The sequence below is a fragment of the Cellulomonas sp. genome (genome assembly GCF_965229465.1).
Taxonomy (GTDB): Bacteria; Actinomycetota; Actinomycetes; order Actinomycetales; family Cellulomonadaceae; genus Cellulomonas.
The window spans coordinates 3,590,510-3,613,433 of the sequence record NZ_OZ245882.1 but is presented as its reverse complement, the minus strand read 5'-3'; the positions used below and the strand labels follow the sequence as shown (position 1 = coordinate 3,613,433).

Genomic DNA, 22,924 nt, shown 5'->3' with positions numbered 1-22,924 from the left:
CCGCTCGTGACGGCCTGGACAACCTTCGCTGTTCGCCCGAACCGTGGCAACTACTCCGCGGTAACTATTGGGTGAACTCATCCGACGACTTGCACGGACGACGAGACCCCCGCCGATCGTGAGGTCGGCGGGGGTCCGGTCGTCGGTGCTCAGGCGCGGAGCGTCGCCCCGAACCTCCGGTGCGCCTCGGCGACCACGGCCTCGCGGACGTCCGCCGCCTCCTGCGCGGTGAGGGTCCGGTCGTCGGCGCGGAGCCGAAGCGAGAACGCGAGCGACCTGCGGTCCTCGCCCACCTGGGACCCGGTGTACACGTCGAACAGCCGGACCTCCTCGACGACGTCCCCGGCCGGGCTCGACGCGGCACCCACGCGCACGGCGTCCAGCACCTCGGCGGCGGGCACCGAGGCGTCGACGACGAGGGCGACGTCCTCCTTGGCCACGGGGAACGTCGACACCGGCACGGCCTGGAGCGGCTCCGGGGAGGCCGCCGCCAGCAGCACGTCCAGGTCCAGCTCGAACGCCGCGGCGCGCGCGGGCAGGCCGAGACCGGTCACGACCGTGGGGTGCAGCTCCCCGGCGTGCCCGACGAGCACGCCGTCGGCCGTGGTCAGCCGGGCGCAGCGGCCGGGGTGCCACGGGGCGTGGTCGGGGTCGGCTGACGCGACCAGCTCCACCCCGACCACGTCCGCGACCAGCCGGGCGGCCGCGATCGCGTCGGTGTGGTCGGCGCGACGACCGGTCCCCCACCACCCGGCGGGCTCCCGCTGTCCCGCGAGGACCCCGGCGACCCGGCGCGGCTGCGGCGGCACCGCGGCGTCGATCGCCGCGAGCTGCGCCTCGGACGGCCGCACCCCGCCGGGCAGCCGGGGCGCAGCGGGCGCGTCGGCGAGCGGACGGGTGACCAGACCCAGCTCGAAGATCGCCACGTCGCTCGCGCCGCGGCCGACGTTGCGCCGCGCGGTGTCGAGCAGGGTGACCAGCAGGTTGGTCCGCAGGAACGGCTGCTCGTCGGAGAGCGGGTTGACCAGCCGGACCGCGCGGCGGCGGTCGTCGTCGGCGGGCAGCCGGAGCGCGTCCAGCTGCTCGGTGCCCACGAACGGGTAGCTGAGCACCTCGACCAGGCCGGACTCGGCCAGCGCGCGGGCGACCGAACGCCGCGTCCGCTGACCGGCCGTCAGGCCCGCACCCGGGGGCGCCGGCGGCACGATCGACGGGATCGCGTCGTACCCGCGCAGGCGGGCGACCTCCTCGACCAGGTCCACACCGACGAGCAGGTCGGGCCGCCAGGAGGGTGCCTGCACGCGCGCGGTGCCCGGTGCGGCGTCGCTGACCTCGCATCCGATCGACACCAGGGTCTCGCGCACCTCGTCGGGCGTGTACGGCACGCCGACGAGCCGGCCGGGCAGGTCCAGCGCCAGGTCGAACGCCGGCACGGGTACCCGACGGTCGACGTCGGTGAGCTCTCCCGCGACGCCTCCGCCGTGCTCCACCAGGAGCGCGACCGTCCGCGCGACCGCGACGGGCGGCAGTGCCGGGTCGGCGCCACGCTCGAACCGCTTGGCCGCCTCGCTGGGCAGCTTGTGCCGACGGGCCGTGCGCGCGACGGTGATCGGGTCGAAGTGCGCGGCCTCGATGAGCAGGTCGGTCGTCGCCTCGCCCACCTCGGTGTCCCCGCCGCCCATGACCGCGGCGAGCCCGATCGGACGGGAGGCACGCGCACCGTCGGGGCTGTCGGTGATGAGCAGGTCCTCGGGGTCCAGCACCCGCTCGACGTCGTCGAGGGTCCGGATCTTCTCCCCGGGGTTCGCGCGCCGGACGACGATCGGCTCGGCCAGGTGCGCTAGGTCGTACGCGTGCAGCGGCTGACCGAGGTCGAGCATGACGTAGTTGGTCACGTCGACGGCCAGGCTGATCGGACGCATGCCGGCCTGCTGGAGCCGACGCTGCATCCAGGACGGCGACGGGTCGTTGGCCCGCACGCCACGCACGATCTGCGCGACGAACCGGTCGGCGCCGGGCACACCGTGGATCGGAGCCTCGTCGTCGATCTCGACCGCGAAGCCGCCGCCCGCGGGACGCTCGTCGCCCGTCGGCAGCCCACGGTCGGTGAACGCCGCGCCTGTGGACAGGCCGTACTCGCGCGCGACGCCCCGCATCGAGAAGCAGTACCCGCGGTCGGGTGTCACGTTGATCTCGAGCACCTCCTCGCCGAGGCCGAGGAGCTCGCGGGCGTCCGTGCCGACGGGTGCGTCGAGCCCGAGGGTGGACAGGACGATGATCCCGGCGTGGTCGTCGCCCAGGCCCAGCTCACGCGCGGAGCAGATCATGCCGTCGGACACGTGCCCGTACGTCTTGCGCGACGCGATCGCGAACGGCCCGGGCAGCACGGCCCCGGGCAGTGCGACGACGACGCGGTCGCCGACGGCGAAGTTGTGCGCGCCGCAGACGATGCCCCGCGGGTCGCCGCCGGCCTCGTTGTGCTCCGGGCCGACGTCCACCCGGCACCAGTTGATCGTCTTGCCGTTCTTCTGCGGCTCCGGCGTCAGCTCCACCACCTCGCCGACGACCAGCGGACCGGTCACGGCGGCGGGGTGGATGGCCTCCTCCTCGAGCCCGACGCGGACCAGGTCCGCCGCCAGCTGCTCGGCGGTCAGGTCCGTGGGGAGCTCGACGTGCTCGGCGAGCCACGTCAGCGGGATGCGCGGCATCAGATCTCCGTCCCGAACTGCGCGGAGAAGCGGATGTCGCCCTCCACCATGTCGTGCATGTCGGCGATGCCGTGGCGCAGCATCAGGGTGCGCTCGATGCCCATGCCGAACGCGAAGCCGGAGTAGACCTCGGGGTCCACCCCGCAGGCCCGGAGCACGTGCGGGTTGACCATGCCGCAGCCGCCCCACTCGATCCAGCCGGCGCCGCCCTTCTTCTGCGGGAACCAGAGGTCCATCTCCGCGCTGGGCTCGGTGAACGGGAAGAACGACGGCCGCAGGCGCGTGCGGGCCTCAGGACCGAAGATCGCCTGCGCGAAGTGGTCCAGCGTCCCCTTGAGGTGCGCCATGGTCAGGCCCTTGTCCACCGCGAGTCCCTCGACCTGGTGGAACACGGGCGTGTGCGTGGCATCCAGCTCGTCGGTGCGGAACACCTTGCCGGGGCACGCGATGTAGACCGGGAGGTCCCGCTCGAGCAGCGTCCGGGCCTGCACCGGCGACGTGTGCGTACGCAGGACCAGGCCGGGACTCTCGACGAAGAACGTGTCCTGCATCTGCCGGGCGGGGTGGTCGACGCCGAAGTTCAGCGCGTCGAAGTTGAACCACTCCGCCTCGAGCTCGGGGCCCTCGGCGATCTCCCAGCCCATCGACACGAAGATGTCCGCGATCCGCTCCGAGAGCGTCTCCAGCGGGTGACGCGCACCGCGCGGGTGGCGGTCGGTGGGCAGCGTGACGTCCACCGACTCCTCGACGAGCACGCGCTCGTCGCGCTCGGCCTCGAGCTGCGCCTGGCGCTCGGCCAGCGCACGCGCCAGACGGCCCTTCGCCTGGCCGAGCAGCTTGCCGGCGGTGGCCTTGTCGGCCGGAGCGAGGCCGCCGATGGCGCGGTTGGCCAGCGCGATCGGGCTGCGCTCGCCCACGTGCTCCAGGCGAGCGGACTTGAGGGCGTCGAGGTCGGTCGCGGCCGCGAGGGCCTTGAGCGCGTCCTCGACGGCGGACTCGATGCCGGGGGCGTCGAGCGGGGACAGGGCGGTGTCGTCGGACATCCTGGCCTTCCGGTGCAGGTTCTGGGCGGCCGGCTCGGAGCACGGCCATGGCCAGGGCGCACGAGCACCCGGCCAGCGGACAAGTCTAGAGGCGCCCGATCCGGGTGAGTGCGGCCGGTCCAGCGTCGGACGGCCAGCTCAGATGCGCGTCAGCGGCGCGGCCCGGGTACGGGCCCGGGAAATCGGCGACCACCGGCCGCCTGCGCTCGCGCTGTCATGCCGGTCATCCTGCCACGGTCCCCCGCTGTCGTCCGAGCGGAAACGTCCCGACGCGCTCGTACAGCGGTCCCCCACCGCGTCCGGCTCCCGGACGCGAGGACACCAGCAGCAGCTCGTCGACGAGCCACCGCGGCCCCTCATACACCGCCAGGGCGCGCACGAGGGACTCGGCGACGCGGGCCTCGTCCGTCATCCGAGTGTCTGGCCGGAGGCCGGACACGTCCGCCCGCGACGAACCGCGGCGCGTCGGACGGCTCCCCGGAGGGACCCGACCGATGGTCAGGTGCGGCCGCTCGCGGGGCCTGCTGTCCACGAGCCCGCCTGCGGCCTCCCCTGCTTCGACGCAGCCGCGGGTGACGGTCCGCTGCGACTCCAGGTTCCCCGCGACGCCGACCCACATCGTGCGGTGCGAGAAGACCCCGGCGCCGCGCAGACCCAGCTCGTACGGCTCGACCCCGGCGGCGACCTGCGCCAGGTCCGCGGCGAGACCGGGCCGCGCCCCGTCCGGGAGCTCCCCGTAGAACGCGACCGTCAGGTGCCACGTCTCGCGCGCGGACCAGCGCACCGCCGACAACATCCCCGACGGCGCGCCCCGCACCGAGGCCAGCGCCAGGTCCAGGTGGTCGAGGACGTCCTCTGGTGGCCACACCGCGGCGAACAGCCTCATCGCTGCGCCCGCGAGCTCGCGTACAGGCAGACCGTCGCCGCCGTCGCCAGGTTGAGCGACTCGGCACGGCCCCGGATCGGCACCCGCACCACCGCGTCGGCCAGCGCCCGGTCCTCGTCGCGCAGGCCCCAGGCCTCGTTGCCGAACACCCAGGCCGTCGGGCGCGACAGGTCCGGGACGCCGTCCTCCGCGGAGCCGGCCACGTCGAGCAGGTCGTCCAGGTCGAAGGTGCCGATCCCGTCCGCCGCCAGGACGAGCAGCCCGGCCGCGCGCAGGGCCGACGCCGTCGTCGCCAGGTCCGCCCCGGTGACGACCGGCAGGTGGAACAACGACCCGGCGGTCGACCGGACCACCTTGGGGTTGTGCACGTCGACGCTCTCGTCGGTGAGCACCGCGGCATCGGCCCCGGCGGCGTCGGCCGCGCGGATCACCGTGCCCGCGTTCCCGGGGTCGCGGACGTGCGCGAGCACCGCCACCAGCGTGGGTGCGCTAGCCAGGACCGACTCGAGGGTGTGCCCCACCAACGACGCCACCGCGACCACCTGCTGCCCGTCCGGGCTCATCGCGTCGAGCACCTCGGTCGTGCCCTCGTGCACCCGGATGGCCCGGTCGCGCGCCGACCCGACGATCTCCGGGTACCGCCGCGCCGACTCCGCCGTGACGTACAGGTCGTGCACGTCGGCAGCGAGCACCGCCTCACGTACCGCCTGCGGCCCCTCCACGACGAACCGCCCGGCACGCTGCCGCACCGAGCGCCCCGCCAGCGCGCGCACCGCCTTGACCCGCTCGGCGCGGGGGTTGGTCAGGATGTCGTCGGTCACGGGGACATCATGCCCGGGGACGACGAAGCCCCCGGTGAGCCGAGGGGCTCCGGGGGCTCCGGGTGCACCGAGCCGCCGCCCGGCCCCGCGGCGGCGGGGCGATCGGGCGGTCGGCTCAGCAGCGGTCGAGGGTCACGCAGCCTTCGGCGCGTTGACGTCCTCGGGCAGGGCGGCCTTCGCGGCGTTGACGAGCGTCACGAACGTCGCGGCGTCGTTCACGGCGAGGTCGGCCAGCACGCGGCGGTCCACCTCGATGCCGGCGAGCTTGAGGCCCTGGATGAGGCGGTTGTAGGTCAGGCCCTGCTCGCGGGACGCAGCGTTGATGCGCTGGATCCACAGCTTGCGGAAGTCCTGCTTGCGCACCTTGCGGTCGCGGTACGCGTAGACGAGGGAGTGGGTGACCTGCTCCTTCGCCTTCCGGTACAGGCGGGACCGCTGACCGCGGTAGCCCGCAGCGCGCTCGAGGGTTGTACGGCGCTTCTTCTGGGCGTTGACCGCCCGCTTCACGCGTGCCACGTGATGCTCCTTGCTTGTCTCAGGCTCGGGCCGAGTGACCGGGGCGCAGGTGCGCCCCCGGGGTCACTTACCGAGCAGCTTCTTGATGCGGGGGGCGTCGGCAGGGGAGACGACGAGGTCGCCGGCGAGGCGGCGGGTGCGACGGCTCGACTTGTGCTCGAGCAGGTGGCGACCGCCGGCCTGCTCACGCATGACCTTGCCGGTCCCGGTGACCCGGAAGCGCTTCTTGGCACCGGAGTGCGTCTTGTTCTTCGGCATGGCTGCCGTGTCTCCTTGTCGTTCACATCGCACGGGTTCGTACGACTTGTCTGGTGCGGTCCGACCGGGGGGCCGGGCCGTCCGTTCGTGCTGGTTCAGCTGGCCTCTTCCGAGGCCGTCGTGCTGGTCTGTGCCTTCGCCGGAGCGGCCGGACCCGGCCGGGGCGCGGGCCTCGGGGTTCCGGTCGGCTTCGGCGTGGCGGGCTTCGGCGTCGCAGGCTTCGGCGCGGCCGAGGGGGCTGCGGCCGGAGCCTGCGCGGCGGGCGTCGCCGGCTTGGATGCAGCGGCCGGCCGAGGGGCCGACGCTGCGGGGCGAGCGGCTGCGGCAGGACGCGGAGTCGTCGCACGGGGTGCGGCGGCGGGCGTCGAGCGCGGTGCGGCCGGACGCGAGGCGGCCGGACGGGGAGCAGACGCGGCCGCACGAGGGGCTGCCGACGCGACTGCCGGTGCCTCCACGGCCGCGGGCTTCTCGACGACGGCAGGTGTCTCGACGACGGCAGGCGTCTCGACCACCACGGGCGTCTCGGCAGCAGCCGGCGACTCCGCGGGGGTCTCGACGGGAGCAGAAGCCTCGACTGGAGCGGATGCCTCGACGGCTGCGGGCGCGTCGACGACGACCGGGGCCTCGACCGGGGCAGGCGCCTCGACGACGGGCTCGGAAGCGGCCGGGTTCGCCGCAGCAGCAGCCGCGGCGGCAGCGGCAGCCGCGTTCTGCTCACGGGCAGCCGCAGCCTGCGCCGCACGGCGCTGCTCCAGCTTCTGGTCGGCCTTCTTCTTCATCGGGCCGAGCACCATGATCATGTTGCGCCCGTCCTGCTTGGGCATGCTCTCGATGAAGCCGAGCTCGGACACGTCGTCCGCGAGCCGCTGGAGCAGGCGCACGCCCATCTCGGGGCGCGACTGCTCACGGCCGCGGAACATGATCATGACCTTGACCTTGTCGCCGGCAGTGAGGAACCGCTCGACGTGGCCCTTCTTGGTGCCGTAGTCGTGCGGGTCGATCTTCAGCCGGAAACGGATCTCCTTGAGGACCGTGTTGGTCTGGTTCCGCCGGGCCTCGCGGGCCTTCATGTCTGCTTCGTACTTGAACTTGCCGTAGTCCATGATCTTGCAGACAGGCGGACGAGCGTCAGGTGCCACCTCGACGAGGTCGAGGTCGGCGTCCTGGGCCAGGCGCAAGGCGTCCTCCACGCGGACGATGCCGACCTGCTCGCCGTTGGGGCCGACCAGGCGGACCTCGGCGACGCGGATCCGATCGTTGATGCGGGGCTCGCTGATGTGGTGCTCCTCAGGTTCGTCGTGGGCGACGGCCGGGAACGAGGAAGGCCCCCGTCCTGGTCACAGGAGGAGGCCTCGAGGTCCGCGGTGATCATGGCCGGAGCCATGCTCACGCCCCCGGGAGCGGCTGGCGCCGTCCGGTGCGGACTGGAACCCGGTCTCTGTCGACGGTGCGCATCCAACGCACCGAACGGTCGAGGCCCAGGTGGGAGGGACTCCACTTGTGCCCCTGGTCCGCAGCCGCCGTATCCCGGGATCACTCCCGAGAGCAGCGGGCCACAGCCCAGGTCAGTCGACTGATAAGACTACCAGAGCCGGACGCTCCCCCCGAACCGGCGCGGGACGCGACTGGGCGGACGGGCAGAGACCCGATGAGAGGATCGGGCCATGAGCGAGAGCACCGACCCCACGACCGCAGCCACCCGCGACATCGCGGACGTCGCCGCCGTCGAGGTCATCACCACCGCGGCCGTCCACCTCATGAGCGCGGCCGCGGTCAAGTGCGGCCTGGCCGAGGACGGTCCTGGCGGAGCGGGCGCCGACTTCCTCGACCTGGACGAGGCCCGCAAGCTCATCACGGCGCTCGCCGCACTGGTGACCGCCTCGGCGCCGGACATCGGCAACCAGCACGCCCGCTCCCTGCGCGACGGCCTGCGCTCGCTCCAGCTCGCCTTCCGCGAGGCCTCCCCCTTCCCCGACGCCCCCGGCGACGGGCCGGGCGAGAAGTTCACCGGTTCCGTCGTCTGACGTCGCGGCCGCCGGCGGACTTCGCCTCGGCGTCACAGTCCCGGCTCCTATCCTGGGCGGATGCTGCCCGACGAGCCTCGCTCGCGCGACACACCCGACGTCGCGGAGCCACCGGTGACCGAGGTCATCCCGGCACGCCCACCTGCGCCCGTGCCCGACTCCGCCGCCTGGTTGCCGACCGAGCAGGACGCCCCGGTCGAGCCGGCGGCACCCCGACGGCGGCGCCCCCGTGCCGCGACGGTGGTCCTCGCGGTGCTGCTCGTCGCCGCCCTGGTGGCCTCGGGCCTGGTCCTCTCGCGGATGTTCGCGACGAACGAGGCCTGGCAGGCGTCGACGCAGGAGTGGGAGACGCTCGCGCGCTCGACGGGCGAGCAGCTGGCCGCGTCGCAGGCCGACCTCGAGGCCACGCAGGCTGAGCTCGACGCCATCAGCGCGCAGCTGACCACCGCCCAGGAGCGGATCACCCAGCTGGCGGACGAGAAGGCGCAGCTCGGAGACACGAGCGCGTCGCAGCAGCAGCTCGCGGACTACCAGTCCCGGGTGTCGCAGGCCGCGGGGCAGGTGGCCACGGCGCTGGCCAGCTGCGTGGACGGTCAGCAGCGGCTCATCGGCTACCTCCAGAACTCGTCGCAGTACGACCCGGACGACCTCGAGCGGTTCACCTCCGACGTGCAGACGGTGTGCGCCAGGGCGACCGACGCCAACGCGGCGCTCCAGCGCGAGCTCGACCGATGACGCGACGCGCGGTGCTGGTCGGCTGCACCGGCGGCGTCGTCGCGCTCGTGGTGCTCGCCGGCGGGTGCAGCATGTTGCCGGCCCTGCCCGACCCGGTTCCGACGAGCGTCGTGCCCAGCGACCTGCCGCAGCAGACCCCCACCTCGAGCGGCAACCTGTCCCCCGACGGGTTCGACTCCGCACAGCGGATGGCCGTGCGGATCCGGAACATCGGCTGCGGCACCCTGTCGACCGGGTCGGGCTTCGCGCTCGACGACCACACGCTGGTGACCAACCGCCACGTGGTCAAGGACTCCTCGACCCTCCAGCTCAGCACGTACGACGGCCGGGACCTGACCGCCGCCGCAGCGAGCACCGCCGACCTGGCCGACCTGGCGATCGTGCGCACGGAGGACGCCCTGCCGGCCGCGCCCGAGCTGGCGGCGGCCGACCCCGCGATCGGCGACACCGTCACGGTGGTCGGCTACCCGCTCGGGCGCGCGCTCACCGTGACCACCGGGCACGTGGTCTCCAGCGAGACCGACCCGCTCAACGAGAACCTGGGAGAGGTGCTGGTCACCGACGCGCCGGTGGAGCCCGGCAGCTCCGGGTCGGCGGTGCTCGACAGCGACGGTCGCGTGGTCGGGGTGGTGTACGCGAAGGACTCGAAGGGGCACAGTTTTGTCGTACCCGTGAGCACGCTGCGCTCCATGCTCGACGACGAGGCGTCGTTCACACCGACAGCCCCCTGCACGGGCTGACCAGATCCTCGGAGGACTCCCATGGCGCTCCCGCACTTCGACCCCGCCGACGTCACGCGGGCCGTGAACGACACCCTGACCGTCCGCCGCGTGTTCGGGGAGGCGTACGAGCGCGAGGGCACGCTCGTCATCCCCGTCGCCCGCGTCTGGGGCGCGACCGGTTCCGGAGCAGGCTCCGGCGAGGCAGGTGCGCCGTCCAGGACGCAGGACGAGGAAGTGCCGGCGGGCCACCAGGAGGGGCACGGCGGGGGCGGCGGGTACGGCGTGCACGTCAAGGCCGTGGGCGTCTTCGTCGTGGACTCGTCGGGCGCCCACTGGCAGCCGACGCTCGACCTGAACCGCGTGATCCTCGGCGGTCAGCTGGTCGGTGCGGTCGTGGTCACCGCGCTCGCGCTCGCCTGGGCGGTCAAGCGTCGCTAGCGGGCGAGGCGCGGACGCAGCTCGAGCGAGTCCACGCGCGTCGCGACCAGCTCCACGCCCGCCAGCGCGGAGTTGACCTGCGCGAGCACCGCGTCCAGCCCCGCCCGGTCGAGCCCGGGGACGAGCTCGACGACCACCGCCACCTCGGCGCGCGTCCCGGGGACGGCCACGACGGCCACGACGCCGGCCACGGGCGACACCGCGGCCGAGATCGCCTCACCGACCTCGGGGTCGACGACGTCCGCCGTCACGGCCGGCCGCCACCGCTCCCCCTGCGCGAGCGCCCAGACGGCGGGGCGCGGGACGAGCACCGTCGTCGGACCGCCCGGGTCGACGACGAGCACCTCCCACCCCTCGGTCACGGCGGACAGCGCCGCACGGGCGACGTCGGACGGCACGGGTCGGGCGTCCGGGCGCCACGCGGCCATCGTCGCGACCGAGGTGAACACCGGCAGCGCCGTCCGGCCGTCGGGCGCCCGCAGCGCGACGATGCCCGCCGACGCCTCCTTGTCCACCGTGTGCGCGTGCCCGTCGTGCTCGACCGTGTCCTCGACCTCGAGCTCGGCCAGCACCGGCACCAGCACGCGGGTGCCCGCGAGGGCGTCGACCAGGTCCGCGACCGTGCCGGCACCGGTGGCCAGGGCGTCGAGCGCGGCCGCGACGGCCGGGTGCGCGGTGCCGTCGTCCCCCGCGAACGGCGACGACGGGGGCAGCTCGCGTCCCGTCACGGGCGGCCGGCGACGTCCAGCGCCTCAGGCAGCGTGAATGCCCCCGCGTACAGCGCCTTGCCGACGATCGCGCCCTCGACGCCGAGCGGGACCAGCGTCCGCAGCACGCGCAGGTCCTCGAGGCTGGACACCCCGCCGGACGCGATCACGGGCGCGTCCGTCCGCGCGCACATCTGCTCCAGCAGCTCGACGTTCGGGCCGTTGAGCATGCCGTCCTTGTGGACGTCGGTCACCACGTAGCGGGCGCAGCCGGCGTCCTCCAGCCGCGCGAGCACCTCCCAGAGGTCCCCGCCCTCCTGCGTCCAGCCCCGGGCAGCCAGCGTGGTGCCGCGCACGTCGAGGCCCACCGCGATCTGCTCGCCGAACGACCCGATCACCCGCGCCGTCCACTCGGGGTTCTCCAGCGCGGCGGTGCCGAGGTTGATCCGGGTGGCGCCGGTGCCGAGCGCGCGCTCGACGGAGGCGTCGTCGCGGATGCCGCCCGACAGCTCGACCTTGACGCCCTTGGCGACGAGCTCCGCCGTCACCTCGGCGAGCAGCGCCGCGTTGGACCCGCGCCCGAAGGCGGCGTCGAGGTCCACGAGGTGGATCCACTCCGCCCCGCCCGCGTGCCAGTCCAGCGCCGCGGACAGCGGGTCGCCGTAGCCGGTCTCGGTGCCGGCGGCGCCCTGGGTCAGGCGGACAGCCTGCCCGTCGGCGACGTCGACGGCGGGCAGCAGCTCGAGGCGGTCGGTCATGCGGTCACTCCGGGGTCGAGGGCGGTGGTGGGCAAGGACGAGACCCAGCGGGCGAGCACCTGCGCGCCGGCGTCTCCGGAGGACTCCGGGTGCACCTGGAGCGCGACGAGGGGGCCGTTCTCGACGGCGACGACGAACCGCTCGTCGCCGCGGGACCAGGTGACGAGCGGGACGACCAGGCGGGTGTCGGCCGGCCAGTCGTCGAGCAGGGGGAACGCACGGGCGGCGTGCGCGAGGGCGACGTGGAACCGGGCGTCCTCCAAGCCGGTGAACAGCGACGAGCCCTCGGGCACCTCGACCTCGGCCGGGCCCGCAGGAGCGCCGACGGCGTCCACGACTCCCGCCCACTCCCCCAGGCCCTCGGTCGCCGTGCCGTCCTGGACGACCTCCGTGAACATGACGTGCATGCCGACGCCCACCGCGAGGACCGCGCGGCCCCCGGCCAGCCGACGGTCGACCACCTGGTCCGCGCCGATCGCCCGCAGTGCCGGCATCACGTCCGCCGCGCGTGCACGGCCCGCGATCACGAGCCCGTCGGCCGCGAGTGCAGCACGCTTGTCCGCCGTGACGGCCACCCGGGCACCTGCCCCGGTCAACGCCTCCGCCAGCGGGGCGAGGTCGTCGGCGCCGTGGTCGAGCACGACGACGAAGGGCTGGGCAGGCACCGGACCACGGTACCCGCGGCGCCACCCCGCGACGGACGGGCGCCGGTCTGCGAGACGACCGGCGCCCGTCCCGGTGGGATCAGGAACCCGTGCAGGTGAGCGCGAGCGACCCCGGCGCGGACCCGTTCCCCACGAACCCGAACGTCGTCGACGCGCCCGCCCCGAGCAGGCCGTTGTACGGGGCGTTCGCCACCGTCACCTGCGAGCCGCTCTGCGACGGCACCCCGTTCCAGAGGTTGTTGATCGTCTGGCCGGACGGGAACGTCCACCCGACCGACCAGCGGCTCAGCATCGCGGACCCGGTGTTCTTGACCGTGACCGCGCCCTGGAAGCCGCCCTGCCACGTGCCGGTGATGGCCAGCGTCGCGGTGCAGCCCGCGGGTCCGGAGGTCGGAGTGGACGTCGGCGTCGGCGTGCTCGTCGGTGTGGGCGTCGGCGTGCTCGTCGGCGTCGGCTGCGTGCCGTCCGTCGTCACGGAGAAGCTGTTCAGGGTCAGGCCGGTGCCACCCACCCACGGCTCGAAGCCCGCCTGGATGCTGGTCAGGTACCAGCTGGTGGACCCCAGCCCGCGGCTGACGACGTCCTTCCAGAAGTCGTTCACCAGGAAGGTGGCCGACGCGGTGGGCTGCTGGCGCACGTAGGAGATGACGTTCCAGCCGCTGTTGCCGGACCACACATCCCACGTGGCGCCGGCGATGGTCGCGGTGCCGATCTTCGAGCCGATCGGCTGGATGGGTCCGGCGTGGTTGAGCCAGACCATCAGCTCGGCGCCGTCGTTCTGCTGGGTGGTGGTCGTGGGACGGGACTTGTGGAACCAGATGTCATAGGCGGCGTCGTACGTCCCGCTGCTCGGGTACGTCATGCTCACGCTGGTCGACACCGACGCGAACCGGGGGTCCGACGCCTGCAGGCCGTTGGGGCTGAGGATGTTCCCGTTGGTGGTGCAGCTGGAGTAGTGGCAGCCGTAGTACGCCGCCGGATAGGACTTGGGCGCGCCGTTCGTCGCCGCCGTGCCGTCGGCCTGCGTCACGGTGAAGCCGGTGCTGCTGACGTCGATGCACTGGGTGGCGCTGGTGCCCCACCGGTTGTTCATCACGGTGTACCGGCCGCCCTGGATCGGGGCGCTGCCCCACTGGTCGCACAGGACGGGTGCGGCGGTGGCCACCTGGGCGGCGGCGACCCCCGACATCCCGAGCAGAGAACACAGCAGGGCGAGGAGCGCGACGGTGCGGCTTCGGCGAGTCATGTCGGTCAGGCAACCACCTGGGCGCGGCACCCGCGACCGGCTAAACGATTCCGTCTGTACCGCTACACCTGCCCGCGCTTGGCGATCGTGCGCATCGCCTGCCAGCGGGACATGCCGACGCTGGTGACCATGCCCTCGACGTCTCCGGCCTGCACCGACCCGAGCAGCAGGTCCTCCAGCACCGCCGGCGCGTCCGAGAGCACGAGGCCGGCGGGCAGGTCGTCGCCCCGCTCGCCCGCCGTCCAGCGCGACGCGGTGATCTGTCCCTCGCGGCGCTCCAGCAGGATCACGGGGATGGTCCGGAGCAGCTTGGAGATCGCCGCGGCGCCGTCCGAGGCGGCCTTCGGGTCACGCAGGGACGCGATCGCGCCGATGGGGGTGGGCACGACGTCGACCTCGACCTTGGCGATCGCGCAGGCGGCCGCGAGCGGGGCCGGGGCGGCGACCTGCGTGATCACCAGGACGACCGACGGGTCCTCGTCGGCGCCGTCGAGCAGGCCGGAGAGGTCGTCGGGGACCTCGAAGTCGTCGGGCAGGTCCGTCACAGCGCGCCCTTCGTCGACGGGATGCCCTCCACGCGGGGATCGAGCGCCACGGCGAACCGCAGCGCACGCGCCAGCGCCTTGAACTGCGCCTCGACGATGTGGTGCGGGTCGCGGCCCGCGAGCACGCGGACGTGGATGCTGAACGCGGCGTGGTGCGCGATGGACTCGAGCACGTGCCGGGTGAGGGACCCCGTGAAGTGGCCGCCGATCAGGTGGTACTCCTGCCCGGGCGGCTCCCCGGTGTGCACCAGGTAGGGCCGGCCGGACACGTCGACGACCGCCTGCGCGAGCGCCTCGTCGAGCGGCACCGTGGCGTCGCCGAACCGCGAGATGCCGCGCTTGTCGCCGAGGGCCTCCCGCAGCGCCTGGCCGATCGTGATGGCGACGTCCTCGACCGTGTGGTGCGCGTCGATGTGCGTGTCGCCCGTCGCCTTCACGGTGAGGTCGATGAGCGAGTGCTTGCCCAGGGCCGTGAGCATGTGGTCGTAGAACGGCACGGTGGTCGAGATGTCGGTGCGACCGGTGCCGTCCAGGTCGAGCTCGACCAGGACGCTCGACTCACTGGTCGCACGCTCGATCCGCGCGGTACGGGCCTTGCGAGCACTCACAGTGCAGCCACCTCCACCAGGGCGTCCCTGAACGCCACCATGTCCTGCGGGGTGCCGACCGACACCCGCAGCCATCCGTCGGGCCCGACCTCACGGATCAGGACGCCACGGTCGAGCAGACCCTGCCAGATCGCGTGCCGGTCGTCGAACAGGCCGAACAGGACGAAGTTCGCGTCGGACTCCGCCACGGTCAGCCCGCGGTCCCGCAGCCACACCACGAGGGCGTCGCGCTCGTCGCGCAGCGACCCCACCTGGGCCATCAGCGCGGGCGCGTGCCGGAGCGCCGCCCGGGCCACCGCCTGCGTCACGGCGGAGAGGTGGTACGGCAGGCGCACCACCCGCAGGGCGTCGACGAGGGCCGGCGCCGCGGCGAGGTAGCCGACGCGCGCGCCGGCCAGGCCGAACGCCTTGGACATGGTCCGGCTCACGGCGAGGTGAGGGTGGTCGGCCAGCAGCTCGAGCGCGGACGGCGTGCCCGTGCGGCGGAACTCGCCGTAGGCCTCGTCGACGACGACGACGCAGCCGCCCGGCACCGTGGCCGCGGCGTCGAGCACCGCGAGGACCGTCTCGGCGGGCAGCGCGGTCCCCGTGGGGTTGTTGGGGCTGGCCAGCAGCACGACGGACGGGGCGTGCTCGGCGATCGCGGCGCGCGCCACGTCGGCGTCGAGTCCGAAGTCGGCCTCGCGGCGCCCGGCGACCCACCCCGTGAACGTGTCCCGCGCGTACTCGGGGTACATCGAGTAGGTCGGCGCGAACGACTGCACCGTGCGCCCCGGCCCCCCGAACGCCTGCAGGACGTGCAGCATGATCTCGTTCGACCCGTTGGCCGCCCAGACCTGCTCGGTGGCCAGCGCGACGCCGGACTCCACGTGCAGGTAGGCGGCCAGGTCTGCCCGGAGCGCCTCGAAGTCCCGGTCGGGATAGCGGTTCAGGCCCGCCGCCGCGTCCGCGACGGCTGCGGCGATGTCCGCCACGACATCGGACGAGGGTGCGTACGGGTTCTCGTTGACGTTGAGCAGGTGCGGCACGTCCAGCTGGGGGGCGCCGTAGGGCTCGAGGCCGACGAGGTCGGGCCGCAGGGGCAGGCGCCCGCGGGCGAGATCAGCAGTCACGTGCCGAGTCTAGGGAGCGGGCGCCGACGCCTGCCGCGCGGTCCACGCCGCCAGCCGCGCCAGACCCTCGTCGAGGCTCACGCGCGGCGTCCAGCCGAGCGCCTGGCGCGTGCGGCGCTGGTCGAACCAGTGCGCCGTCGACAGCTGCTCGGCGACGAAACGGGTCAGCGGCGGCTCGCCGGGTAGAGGGAACGTGCGCCACGCGGCGTCGAGCACCGACCCCGCGCCGCGCGCCAGCGCCGCGGGCACGTGCCGTCGCGGCATCGGGACGCCCGCCGCGGCGCAGATCCCGGCCATCAGCTCGACCACCGGGCGCGGCTCGCCGTTGGTGACGACGTACGCCTCGCCGAACGCGCTCTCGTCGGCCTCCAGCGCGGCCACGAGCGCGTCGACCGCGTTGTCCACGTACGTGGTGTCGATGAGCGCCGCTCCGTGGCCGAGCACCGGCAGCCGGCCCGCTCGCGCGCGGTCGACCACGCGACCGATCAGCTGCGTGTCCCCCGGCCCCCACACCACGTGCGGGCGGACGGCGATCACGCGCAGCCCGCCGGGGTCGTCGGCCGCGAGTGCGAGGAGCTCCGCCGCGGCCTTGGTCCGTGCGTACGGGCCGCGGGCGTGCGCGGGGTCGGCCGGCGCGGCACCCGCACCGGCGAGCGACCGGCCGAGGTGCGCCACCGACGGCGACGAGACGTGCACGAACCGACCGACGCCTGCCGCCCCGGCCGCCGCCAGCAGGAGGCGGGTGCCCTCGACGTTGACGTCCTCGAACTGCTCAGGGCGGCCGGTGATCCCCACCTTGGCCGCCAGGTGGACGACCGCCTCGCGATCGCGGACGGCGGCACCCACCGCGTCCGGGTCGGTGACCGACCCGGCGACGTCCTGTGCGCCGGCGACGCCGGACCCGCTGCGCTGCAGTGTCCGCACGTCATGACCGTCGCCCACGAGTCGCTCCGCCACCGCCCGCCCGAGCATGCCGCTCGCGCCGGTGACCAGCACGCGCGTCACAGCCGAGCCCGCTCCCCCGAGAGCACGCGCTCGGCCCAGGCTGCCACGCGGGACCGGTCGATCTTCGAGCCGTGCCGGACGTCGGTGGGCAGCTGCTCCACGACGAGCACGGCGGCGACGTCCGTGCCGGGGAGCGCGGACCGCACCGCAGCGGCCAGGTCAGGCTCCGCGACGACCGGACCGTGCGAGTACACCTCGGGCTGGAGCACGACGACCACCTGCTGCGCGCCCCGCGGCCCGACGCCGACGACCGCCGCAGACACCACCCCGGCCACGTCCTGCGCGCGCTGCTCGAGCCCGACCGGGGTGCGGACGCCGTCGGCGGTGACCAGCACGTGCGCCAGCCGGCCCTCGATCCACAGCCGACCGTCTCCGTCCAGGTGGCCCACGTCTCCCGTCCGGTGCCACCCCGCGTCCCGCGCGGACTCCTGCTGCGTGAGCCAGAGCCCGTCGTACCGCTCCTTGACGTGCGCCGCGCTGACCAGCACCTCGCCGGTCACCCCGACGGTCTGCTCGGGTGCGCCGGTGGCCTCGCCGTCGGCGTCCAGCGCGCTGACCGTCACCCGGACCCCGGACACCGGCCTGCCGACGCACACCCCGTCGCCGGTGCCGACTGTGCGGAGCTCGTCGAGCGAGACGTCGGCGACGACGAGCGCCTCGGTCATGCCGTAGGGCGTGTGCACCTCGGCGGCGGGCAGGAGTGCGGCTGCTGCCTCGAGCAGGGGGACGCCGACCGGAGCACCGGCCGACAGGAACAGCCGGACACCGGCCAGGGCGGCGAGCTCCGAGCCGTCCGCCGTGCGCACCACGGACCGCAGTGCGGCGGGCGACGCGAACACCACCGAGGCGTCGACCGCGCGCACCGCCTCGGCGAGCGCCCTGGCCGTGAGCGTCCCCGGAGCCGTGACGTCCATGTCCGGGCTCGCGCTCGTCGCGCCGAGCGCGGGGCCCAGGAGCACGAAAGGCGCGAACGCCGCGACGAGCGGGCTGTCCGGGCCGACCCCGTACGTGCGGGCCACCACGTCGCGCATCGCGGCCAGCCGGCGGTGCGTGTAGGCGACGCCCTTGGCCGGCCCGGTGGAGCCGGAGGTGAACAGGATCGCGGCGTCCGCGTCGGCGTCGGGCCACGGGAGGTCGTCGGTCGACCCCCGACCGAGGGCGGCGAGCTCGTCGAGGGACGCGCTCACCCCCAGCGCCTTCGCGACCCCGGCCCGCAGCGGCCCCGCGCTGACCAGCGTCGGCGCCCACCGCAGCCACCGGGCCGCCACGAGCGCACGCTCGATCCCGATCACGACCGTCGGCTCCGCGGCACGCACCGCCCGCGTCAGCCCCTGGACCCCCAGCCCCGCGTCGGCGACCACCACGACAGCCCCGAGACGCAGGCACGCGTACAGCACGGCGGTGAGGTCGGCGCCCGGCGGCACCAGCAGCGCGACCCGGTCGCCCGGTCGGACGCCGCTCGCCGCGAGGCCTCGGGCCAGCTGCTCGGTCCGGGCGGCGAGCGCGGCCCAGCTGACCCCTCGCGAGCGCGACCCGGCCAGCTCGATGAGCGCCGTGCCCTCGTCCTCGGCCCGCTCGACCAGCGTGGCGCCGAGCGCGCGGAACGGCTCGTGCCCCTCGACCGGCGGCGCGGGGTTGTCACGCGCGTCCAGCCAGCGCAGCACGGCGCCCGCGACGTCCGCGTCCTCGACCACCAGGTGGCCGGCGCCCTCGAAGCGGTGCACGTCCGCGTGCGGGAGCCGGGCGCGCAGGTCCCGCAGGTACCGCGCCGAGAACACCGGGTCGCGTGGACCCCAGAGCAGCAGCGCCGGCACGTCGAGACGGCTCACACCGTCGGCGATCCGGTCCAGCTCCGGCCGGCTCGGGTGGTCCGGTCCGGCCGGGATGTCGGTGACGAACCCGCCGATCCCCGCCCGGCGCTCCGCGGTCCGGTAGGGCGCCCGGAACGCGTCGGCGACCTCCGCGTCCAGCCGGGGGTGCGCCAGCGCGAGCGTGGCCTCCAGGAACGCCGGCGTGGTCACGGTGCCGACCGGCAGGACGCCGGGCGCGGTGGCCACCCGCAGCGCGGTGGGCAACGGCTCGTCGGCGTTCTGGTGCACGGCCGTGTTGGTCAGGACGACCCCGGCCAGCAGGTCGGGGTGGTCGAGCGCCCAGCCGAGGCTGACGACGCCGCCCCAGTCGTGCCCCACGGTCACCACCGGCCCGGCCAGGCCCAGCTCGTCGGTCAGCGCGCCGAGCTGCGCCACCCGGTCGGCCAGCCGGTGCTGCTCGCCCGTGCGCTCGGAGTACCCCATCTCCAGCTGGTCGACGGCGATCACCCGCCAAGGCCGCTCGGTGCGCGCGCCGGCCGCGAGCAGGCGTCGCCACAGGAACGACCACGTCGGGTTGCCGTGCACGCACAGCAGCGTGCCGACCGGCTCGGCGTCGAGCGTCGGCCCGTTGTCCAGCAGGTGCCAGGAGCGCGAGCCCACCCGGACCACCCGCGACCAGCGCGGGTCGATCCCCCCGGCCGCGAGGACGTCCGCGGGCGGGGTCGACGCGGCCGTCACCAGACGATCTCGGCCATGGCGGTGTGCAGGCCGGAGCCGACCCCCATGCACAGCACGCGGTCACCCGTGCGCAGCGAGTCGCCCTGCTCGGCCAGTGTCATGGGCAGCGCGGCCGGGCCGACGTTGCCCCAGCGCGGGAAGGTCGTCGGCACCTTGGCCGCGTCCAGCCCCAGCGCCTCGACGATCGACCGGGTGTGCACCGACGAGACCTGGTGGGTGACGATGCGGTCGACGTCCCCCCAGCCCCACTCGGGCTGCGCCTCGTTCCACGCGTCGACGACCAGCTCCAGGCCCCCCGCCAGCAGGCCGCTCGGGTCCGTCCTCATCCCGTCGACGCCCCCGACGCAGAGCTCGTGGTGCTGGGTGGCAGACCGCGCCACGCCACCCACGAGCCGGTGCGCTCCGGGGTGCAGGTGCGCCGGGCCGAGGACGGCGGCGGCGGCACCCGCACCGAGCGTGAGCGTGGCGAACTCCTCCAGGAACGTCTCCCGGGTGGTCTCGGGCGAGGTCATCCGCGTGAGGGTCGCCTCCTGCGTGGGTCGCGGGTCCTCACCGTTGACGATGACCGCGTACCGGACCTGACCCGAGTCGATCAGCTGGGCCGCGAGCGTCATGCCGTTGACGAAGCCGAGGCACGCGTTGGTCAGGTCGAAGTTGAGCGCGCTCGACGGCAGCGCGAGCCCCGAGTGGATGCGGGACGCGACCGACGGCTCGAGGAACGTCCGGGTCACCGACGTGTTGATGAGCAGGCCCACGTCGCCCGCGTCGATCCCGGCCTCGGCCAGCGCCTTGGCGCCCGCGGCGGTCGCGGCGTCGTCGAAGGTCATCTCGCCGTCCCACCAGCGGCGCTCGTGCACACCGGCCACGCGCGAGAGCAGACCGCGCGGCAGGCGCAGCCGCTCCAGGGTGGGCGCGAGGCGCTCGTCGAACACCGTCGACGGCACCACGACGGGCGCCTCGATGCCGACGACGGCAAGGAGCGCGACATCGCGGTGGCGGAACGTCGCGTTGCCTGTCACAGGCTGTCCTCTCGACGGTGGCTGAGGTGGCGGGCACGCCCATGGGCGGCGGTCAGGGTCAGAATCGGGCGCGCACCGCCTCGCCGTGCGCGGGGAGCCCCTCGGCGTCCGCGAGCGCGACGATCTTGTCCGCCACCGCGGCGAGCGAGTCGGCGTCGTACTCGATCACCTGCACGGCCCGCAGGAACGAGTGCACCCCGAGGCCGCTGGCGAAGTGCGCGCAGCCGCCGGTGGGCAGGACGTGGTTGGAGCCGGCCATGTAGTCACCGAGCGAGACCGGCGAGTACGCACCGACGAAGATGGCGCCCGCGCTGGTCACGCGCTCGGCGAGCGCCGCCGCGTCGACCGTCTGGATCTCGAGGTGCTCGGCGCCGTACGCGTTGACCACCTCGAGGCCCTGCTCCAGGTCGTCGACCAGCACGATCGCGGACTGCTCGCCCCGCAGCGCGGTCATCACGCGCTCCCGGTGCTGCGTGGCGTCCACCCGGTCGATCAGCTTGGCCTCGACCGCGCCGGCGAGCTCGACCGACGGAGTCACCAGGACGGCCGCGGCGAGCGGGTCGTGCTCTGCCTGCGAGACCAGGTCGGCGGCGACGTGCGTGGCGTCCGCGGTCCCGTCGGCCAGGATCGCGATCTCGGTGGGGCCGGCCTCGGCGTCGATGCCGACGATCCCCCGCACCAGCCGCTTGGCCGCGGCGACGTACACGTTGCCGGGACCGGTCACCACGTCGACGGGCTCGCAGAGCGTCTCGCCGTCCACGTCGTCGGAGCCGGCCGCGCCGTAGGCGAACATCGCGACAGCCTGCGCGCCACCCACGGCGTACACCTCGTCGATGTCGAGCAGGGCGCACGTGGCGAGCACGACCGGGTCAGGCAGGCCGCCCTGGTCCTTCTGCGGCGGCGACGCCACGGCGAGCGAGACGACCCCGGCCGCCTGCGCTGCGACGACGTTCATGACCACGGACGACGGGTACACGGCGAGCCCACCGGGCACGTAGAGCCCCACGCGGCGGACGGGGACCCAGCGCTGCCGGACCTGGGCGCCGGGCGCCAGCTCGACCGTGAAGTCGGCGGGCCGCTGGGCACCGTGCACCTGGCGGACGCGCCGGATGGTCTCCTCGAGTGCCGCCCGCACGTCGGGGTCGAGCACCCCGACCGAGGCGGCGATCGTCTCGACGGGGACGCGCAGGTGCACCGGGCGCACGCCGTCGAACCGCTCGGCGAGGTCCCGCAGCTCGGCTGCGCCACGCTTGCGGACGTCGGCAAGGATGGGCGCGACGACCTCGGCGGCGTGCTCGACGTCGACCTCGGCACGGGGCAGCTCCTCCAGGAGCTCACGGCGCGACAGGGTGCGACCGCGCAGGTCGATCCGGGTGATCACGTTCCCGAGCATAGGACGGACCTCTGCCCGTGGCCTGGCCTGGACCACTGGGCGGGCGTGCGCTGCGCCACACACGGTCGCGGAGCACGGCAGACTGCTGCCATGACCCAGGTCCCCATCTCCGACGACTCGATCCGGCTCGGCCAGTTCCTCAAGCTCGCGGACCTCGCCGACTCCGGCGCGCACGCCCGCGCCCTGCTGGAGGACGGCGCCGTCACGGTGAACGGCGAGGACGAGACGCGTCGCGGCCGCCAGCTCGTGCGCGGCGACGTGGTCGAGGTGGACCTGCCGACCGGCTACAAGGAGGCCACGGTCGGCTGACCGACCGTCACGCCTCCCGGTAACGGGGCAGGGCGGCGGCGAACAGGTCGTCCCACGCCCGCACCGGGCGGCCGGCCACGTGGTCGTCGAGCTGGTCGAGCGACGCGTGCCAGCCGCCGCCGTAGCCGCGCGCCGCGGACTCGGACAGGTCCAGGTGCTCGAGCACCAGGACCGCGCCGTCACCGTCCGGACGGATGTCGAGCGCCACGTGCGACTCGTCCTCCCCGGGGAACCGCCAGGCGACGAGCAGGCGGTGGGGCGGGTCGCACTCGAGGACCTCCCCGACCGCGTTCTGCGGCGAGCCGTCGACGTCCTCGCCCATCCGCAGCTCGTAGCGGCCGCCCACGCGGAGGTCGCCGTAGACCGGCCCGAGCCAGCGGGCGAGCCGCTCCGGCTCCGTCACGCTGGACCAGAGGTCGTCGGCGGTCGTCGCGTACCGCCGCTCGAAGCGGACCGTCATCCCGGTCGCCGACGGCCGGAGCACTCCCCACACGTCAGTCGTCATCTCGTCTCCTCCGCCCTCGAGCGATCTCGGTCTCCAGTGCGTCCAGGTGGCCGTCCCAGAACCGCCGGACCCGGTGTGCCCAGCGCTCCACCTCGTCGAGCGCCTCCGGCCGCACCGAGTAGAGCCGCACGGCACCGCGCGGCTCCGAGTCGACGACCCCGGCCTCGCGCAGCACCCGCAGGTGCCGCGACGCCGCCGGCTGGCTGATGCCGAACTCGGCGCCGACAGCCGTCGCCAGCTGGCCCGCGCTGCGCTCACCGTCGGCAAGGAGCTCGACGAGACGTCGCCGTACGGGGTCCCCCAACGCGTCCATGACCTGCACAGCGCTCATATTTCCACGCAGGGTTATATA

At 74.3% G+C, this 22,924-nt stretch carries 25 protein-coding genes; 5 read left to right on the top strand and 20 right to left on the bottom strand.

Annotation, left to right across the window (positions count from 1 at the left end; all coding sequences use genetic code 11):
• Positions 1-149: 149 nt before the first annotated feature.
• From pheT to infC, 7 genes are all read right to left on the bottom strand, one after another.
• On the bottom strand, positions 150-2,708 hold the full coding sequence (gene pheT / locus ACO06A_RS17100) for a phenylalanine--tRNA ligase subunit beta (protein ID WP_421733394.1): 2,559 nt from the start codon (positions 2,706-2,708) through the stop codon (positions 150-152).
• Positions 2,708-3,751 (bottom strand): phenylalanine--tRNA ligase subunit alpha, encoded by a 1,044-nt coding sequence (gene pheS / locus ACO06A_RS17095; protein WP_421733393.1) that lies wholly within the window; start codon positions 3,749-3,751, stop codon positions 2,708-2,710. Before pheS ends, pheT begins: the two co-directional genes overlap by 1 nt.
• A gap of 223 nt (positions 3,752-3,974) precedes the next feature.
• Positions 3,975-4,637 carry a 2'-5' RNA ligase family protein gene (locus ACO06A_RS17090; protein ID WP_421733392.1) on the bottom strand — a complete coding sequence of 221 codons (663 nt, stop codon included), beginning with the start codon at positions 4,635-4,637 and terminating at the stop codon, positions 3,975-3,977.
• Positions 4,634-5,458, bottom strand: a complete 825-nt coding sequence (locus ACO06A_RS17085; RefSeq protein ID WP_421733391.1) for a TrmH family RNA methyltransferase — start codon at positions 5,456-5,458, stop codon at positions 4,634-4,636. Before ACO06A_RS17085 ends, ACO06A_RS17090 begins: the two co-directional genes overlap by 4 nt.
• A gap of 132 nt (positions 5,459-5,590) precedes the next feature.
• Positions 5,591-5,974, bottom strand: coding sequence for a 50S ribosomal protein L20 (gene rplT, locus ACO06A_RS17080; protein WP_175347362.1), 384 nt, complete (start codon positions 5,972-5,974; stop codon positions 5,591-5,593).
• A 63-nt stretch (positions 5,975-6,037) separates the two neighbouring features.
• The gene (rpmI, locus tag ACO06A_RS17075; protein WP_056093494.1) at positions 6,038-6,232 is read right to left on the bottom strand and encodes a 50S ribosomal protein L35; all 195 of its coding nucleotides are present in this window, start codon (positions 6,230-6,232) and stop codon (positions 6,038-6,040) included.
• A 95-nt stretch (positions 6,233-6,327) separates the two neighbouring features.
• On the bottom strand, positions 6,328-7,482 hold the full coding sequence (gene infC, locus ACO06A_RS17070) for a translation initiation factor IF-3 (protein WP_421736086.1): 1,155 nt from the start codon (positions 7,480-7,482) through the stop codon (positions 6,328-6,330).
• A 414-nt stretch (positions 7,483-7,896) separates the two neighbouring features.
• Between infC and ACO06A_RS17065 the strand changes: the two genes are divergently transcribed.
• The 4 genes from ACO06A_RS17065 to ACO06A_RS17050 are packed head-to-tail and all read left to right on the top strand — an operon-like array spanning position 7,897 to position 10,151.
• Positions 7,897-8,256, top strand: coding sequence for a DUF1844 domain-containing protein (locus ACO06A_RS17065; RefSeq protein WP_421733390.1), 360 nt, complete (start codon positions 7,897-7,899; stop codon positions 8,254-8,256).
• A 60-nt stretch (positions 8,257-8,316) separates the two neighbouring features.
• On the top strand, positions 8,317-8,991 hold the full coding sequence (locus ACO06A_RS17060; RefSeq protein ID WP_421733389.1) for a hypothetical protein: 675 nt from the start codon (positions 8,317-8,319) through the stop codon (positions 8,989-8,991).
• The gene (locus ACO06A_RS17055) at positions 8,988-9,731 is read left to right on the top strand and encodes a trypsin-like peptidase domain-containing protein (RefSeq protein ID WP_421733388.1); all 744 of its coding nucleotides are present in this window, start codon (positions 8,988-8,990) and stop codon (positions 9,729-9,731) included. The genes ACO06A_RS17060 and ACO06A_RS17055 overlap by 4 nt, the downstream gene beginning before the upstream one ends.
• A 21-nt stretch (positions 9,732-9,752) precedes the next feature.
• Positions 9,753-10,151, top strand: coding sequence for a spore germination protein GerW family protein (locus ACO06A_RS17050; protein WP_421733387.1), 399 nt, complete (start codon positions 9,753-9,755; stop codon positions 10,149-10,151).
• On the opposite strand, the gene ACO06A_RS17045 is transcribed toward ACO06A_RS17050, so the two are convergent.
• The 11 genes from ACO06A_RS17045 to hisD form a co-directional block, all read right to left on the bottom strand.
• A complete protein-coding gene (locus ACO06A_RS17045) occupies positions 10,148-10,879 on the bottom strand; it encodes an SseB family protein (protein ID WP_421733386.1) in 732 nt (243 codons plus the stop codon). The genes ACO06A_RS17050 and ACO06A_RS17045 overlap by 4 nt on opposite strands.
• Positions 10,876-11,616, bottom strand: a complete 741-nt coding sequence (priA, locus tag ACO06A_RS17040; protein ID WP_421733385.1) for a bifunctional 1-(5-phosphoribosyl)-5-((5-phosphoribosylamino)methylideneamino)imidazole-4-carboxamide isomerase/phosphoribosylanthranilate isomerase PriA — start codon at positions 11,614-11,616, stop codon at positions 10,876-10,878. Before priA ends, ACO06A_RS17045 begins: the two co-directional genes overlap by 4 nt.
• A complete protein-coding gene (locus ACO06A_RS17035) occupies positions 11,613-12,281 on the bottom strand; it encodes an imidazole glycerol phosphate synthase subunit HisH (RefSeq protein ID WP_421733384.1) in 669 nt (222 codons plus the stop codon). Before ACO06A_RS17035 ends, priA begins: the two co-directional genes overlap by 4 nt.
• 79 nt (positions 12,282-12,360) lie before the next feature.
• Positions 12,361-13,527, bottom strand: coding sequence for a GH12 family glycosyl hydrolase domain-containing protein (locus ACO06A_RS17030; protein WP_421733383.1), 1,167 nt, complete (start codon positions 13,525-13,527; stop codon positions 12,361-12,363).
• Positions 13,528-13,589: 62 nt separating this feature from the next.
• A complete protein-coding gene (locus ACO06A_RS17025; RefSeq protein ID WP_421733382.1) occupies positions 13,590-14,072 on the bottom strand; it encodes a hypothetical protein in 483 nt (160 codons plus the stop codon).
• Positions 14,069-14,680: an imidazoleglycerol-phosphate dehydratase HisB gene (gene hisB, locus ACO06A_RS17020; RefSeq protein ID WP_421733381.1), complete on the bottom strand. Its 612-nt coding sequence runs from the start codon at positions 14,678-14,680 to the stop codon at positions 14,069-14,071. The genes ACO06A_RS17025 and hisB overlap by 4 nt, the downstream gene beginning before the upstream one ends.
• Positions 14,677-15,792 carry a histidinol-phosphate transaminase gene (locus tag ACO06A_RS17015; protein WP_421733380.1) on the bottom strand — a complete coding sequence of 372 codons (1,116 nt, stop codon included), beginning with the start codon at positions 15,790-15,792 and terminating at the stop codon, positions 14,677-14,679. The genes hisB and ACO06A_RS17015 overlap by 4 nt, the downstream gene beginning before the upstream one ends.
• 9 nt (positions 15,793-15,801) lie before the next feature.
• A complete protein-coding gene (locus ACO06A_RS17010; RefSeq protein ID WP_421733379.1) occupies positions 15,802-16,797 on the bottom strand; it encodes an NAD-dependent epimerase/dehydratase family protein in 996 nt (331 codons plus the stop codon).
• On the bottom strand, positions 16,794-19,346 hold the full coding sequence (locus tag ACO06A_RS17005) for an alpha/beta fold hydrolase (protein WP_421733378.1): 2,553 nt from the start codon (positions 19,344-19,346) through the stop codon (positions 16,794-16,796). Before ACO06A_RS17005 ends, ACO06A_RS17010 begins: the two co-directional genes overlap by 4 nt.
• Positions 19,343-20,365, bottom strand: a complete 1,023-nt coding sequence (locus tag ACO06A_RS17000) for a 3-oxoacyl-ACP synthase III (RefSeq protein ID WP_421733377.1) — start codon at positions 20,363-20,365, stop codon at positions 19,343-19,345. Before ACO06A_RS17000 ends, ACO06A_RS17005 begins: the two co-directional genes overlap by 4 nt.
• Before the next feature lie 58 nt (positions 20,366-20,423).
• Positions 20,424-21,746, bottom strand: coding sequence for a histidinol dehydrogenase (gene hisD, locus ACO06A_RS16995; protein WP_421733376.1), 1,323 nt, complete (start codon positions 21,744-21,746; stop codon positions 20,424-20,426).
• Positions 21,747-21,848: 102 nt separating this feature from the next.
• On the opposite strand from hisD, the gene ACO06A_RS16990 reads away from it, so the two are divergent.
• Positions 21,849-22,067 carry an RNA-binding S4 domain-containing protein gene (locus ACO06A_RS16990; RefSeq protein WP_175347374.1) on the top strand — a complete coding sequence of 73 codons (219 nt, stop codon included), beginning with the start codon at positions 21,849-21,851 and terminating at the stop codon, positions 22,065-22,067.
• A gap of 7 nt (positions 22,068-22,074) precedes the next feature.
• On the opposite strand, the gene ACO06A_RS16985 is transcribed toward ACO06A_RS16990, so the two are convergent.
• Positions 22,075-22,572, bottom strand: a complete 498-nt coding sequence (locus tag ACO06A_RS16985; RefSeq protein ID WP_421733375.1) for an SRPBCC family protein — start codon at positions 22,570-22,572, stop codon at positions 22,075-22,077.
• Positions 22,562-22,903, bottom strand: a complete 342-nt coding sequence (locus ACO06A_RS16980) for an ArsR/SmtB family transcription factor (RefSeq protein ID WP_421733374.1) — start codon at positions 22,901-22,903, stop codon at positions 22,562-22,564. The genes ACO06A_RS16985 and ACO06A_RS16980 overlap by 11 nt, the downstream gene beginning before the upstream one ends.
• Positions 22,904-22,924: the final 21 nt, after the last annotated feature.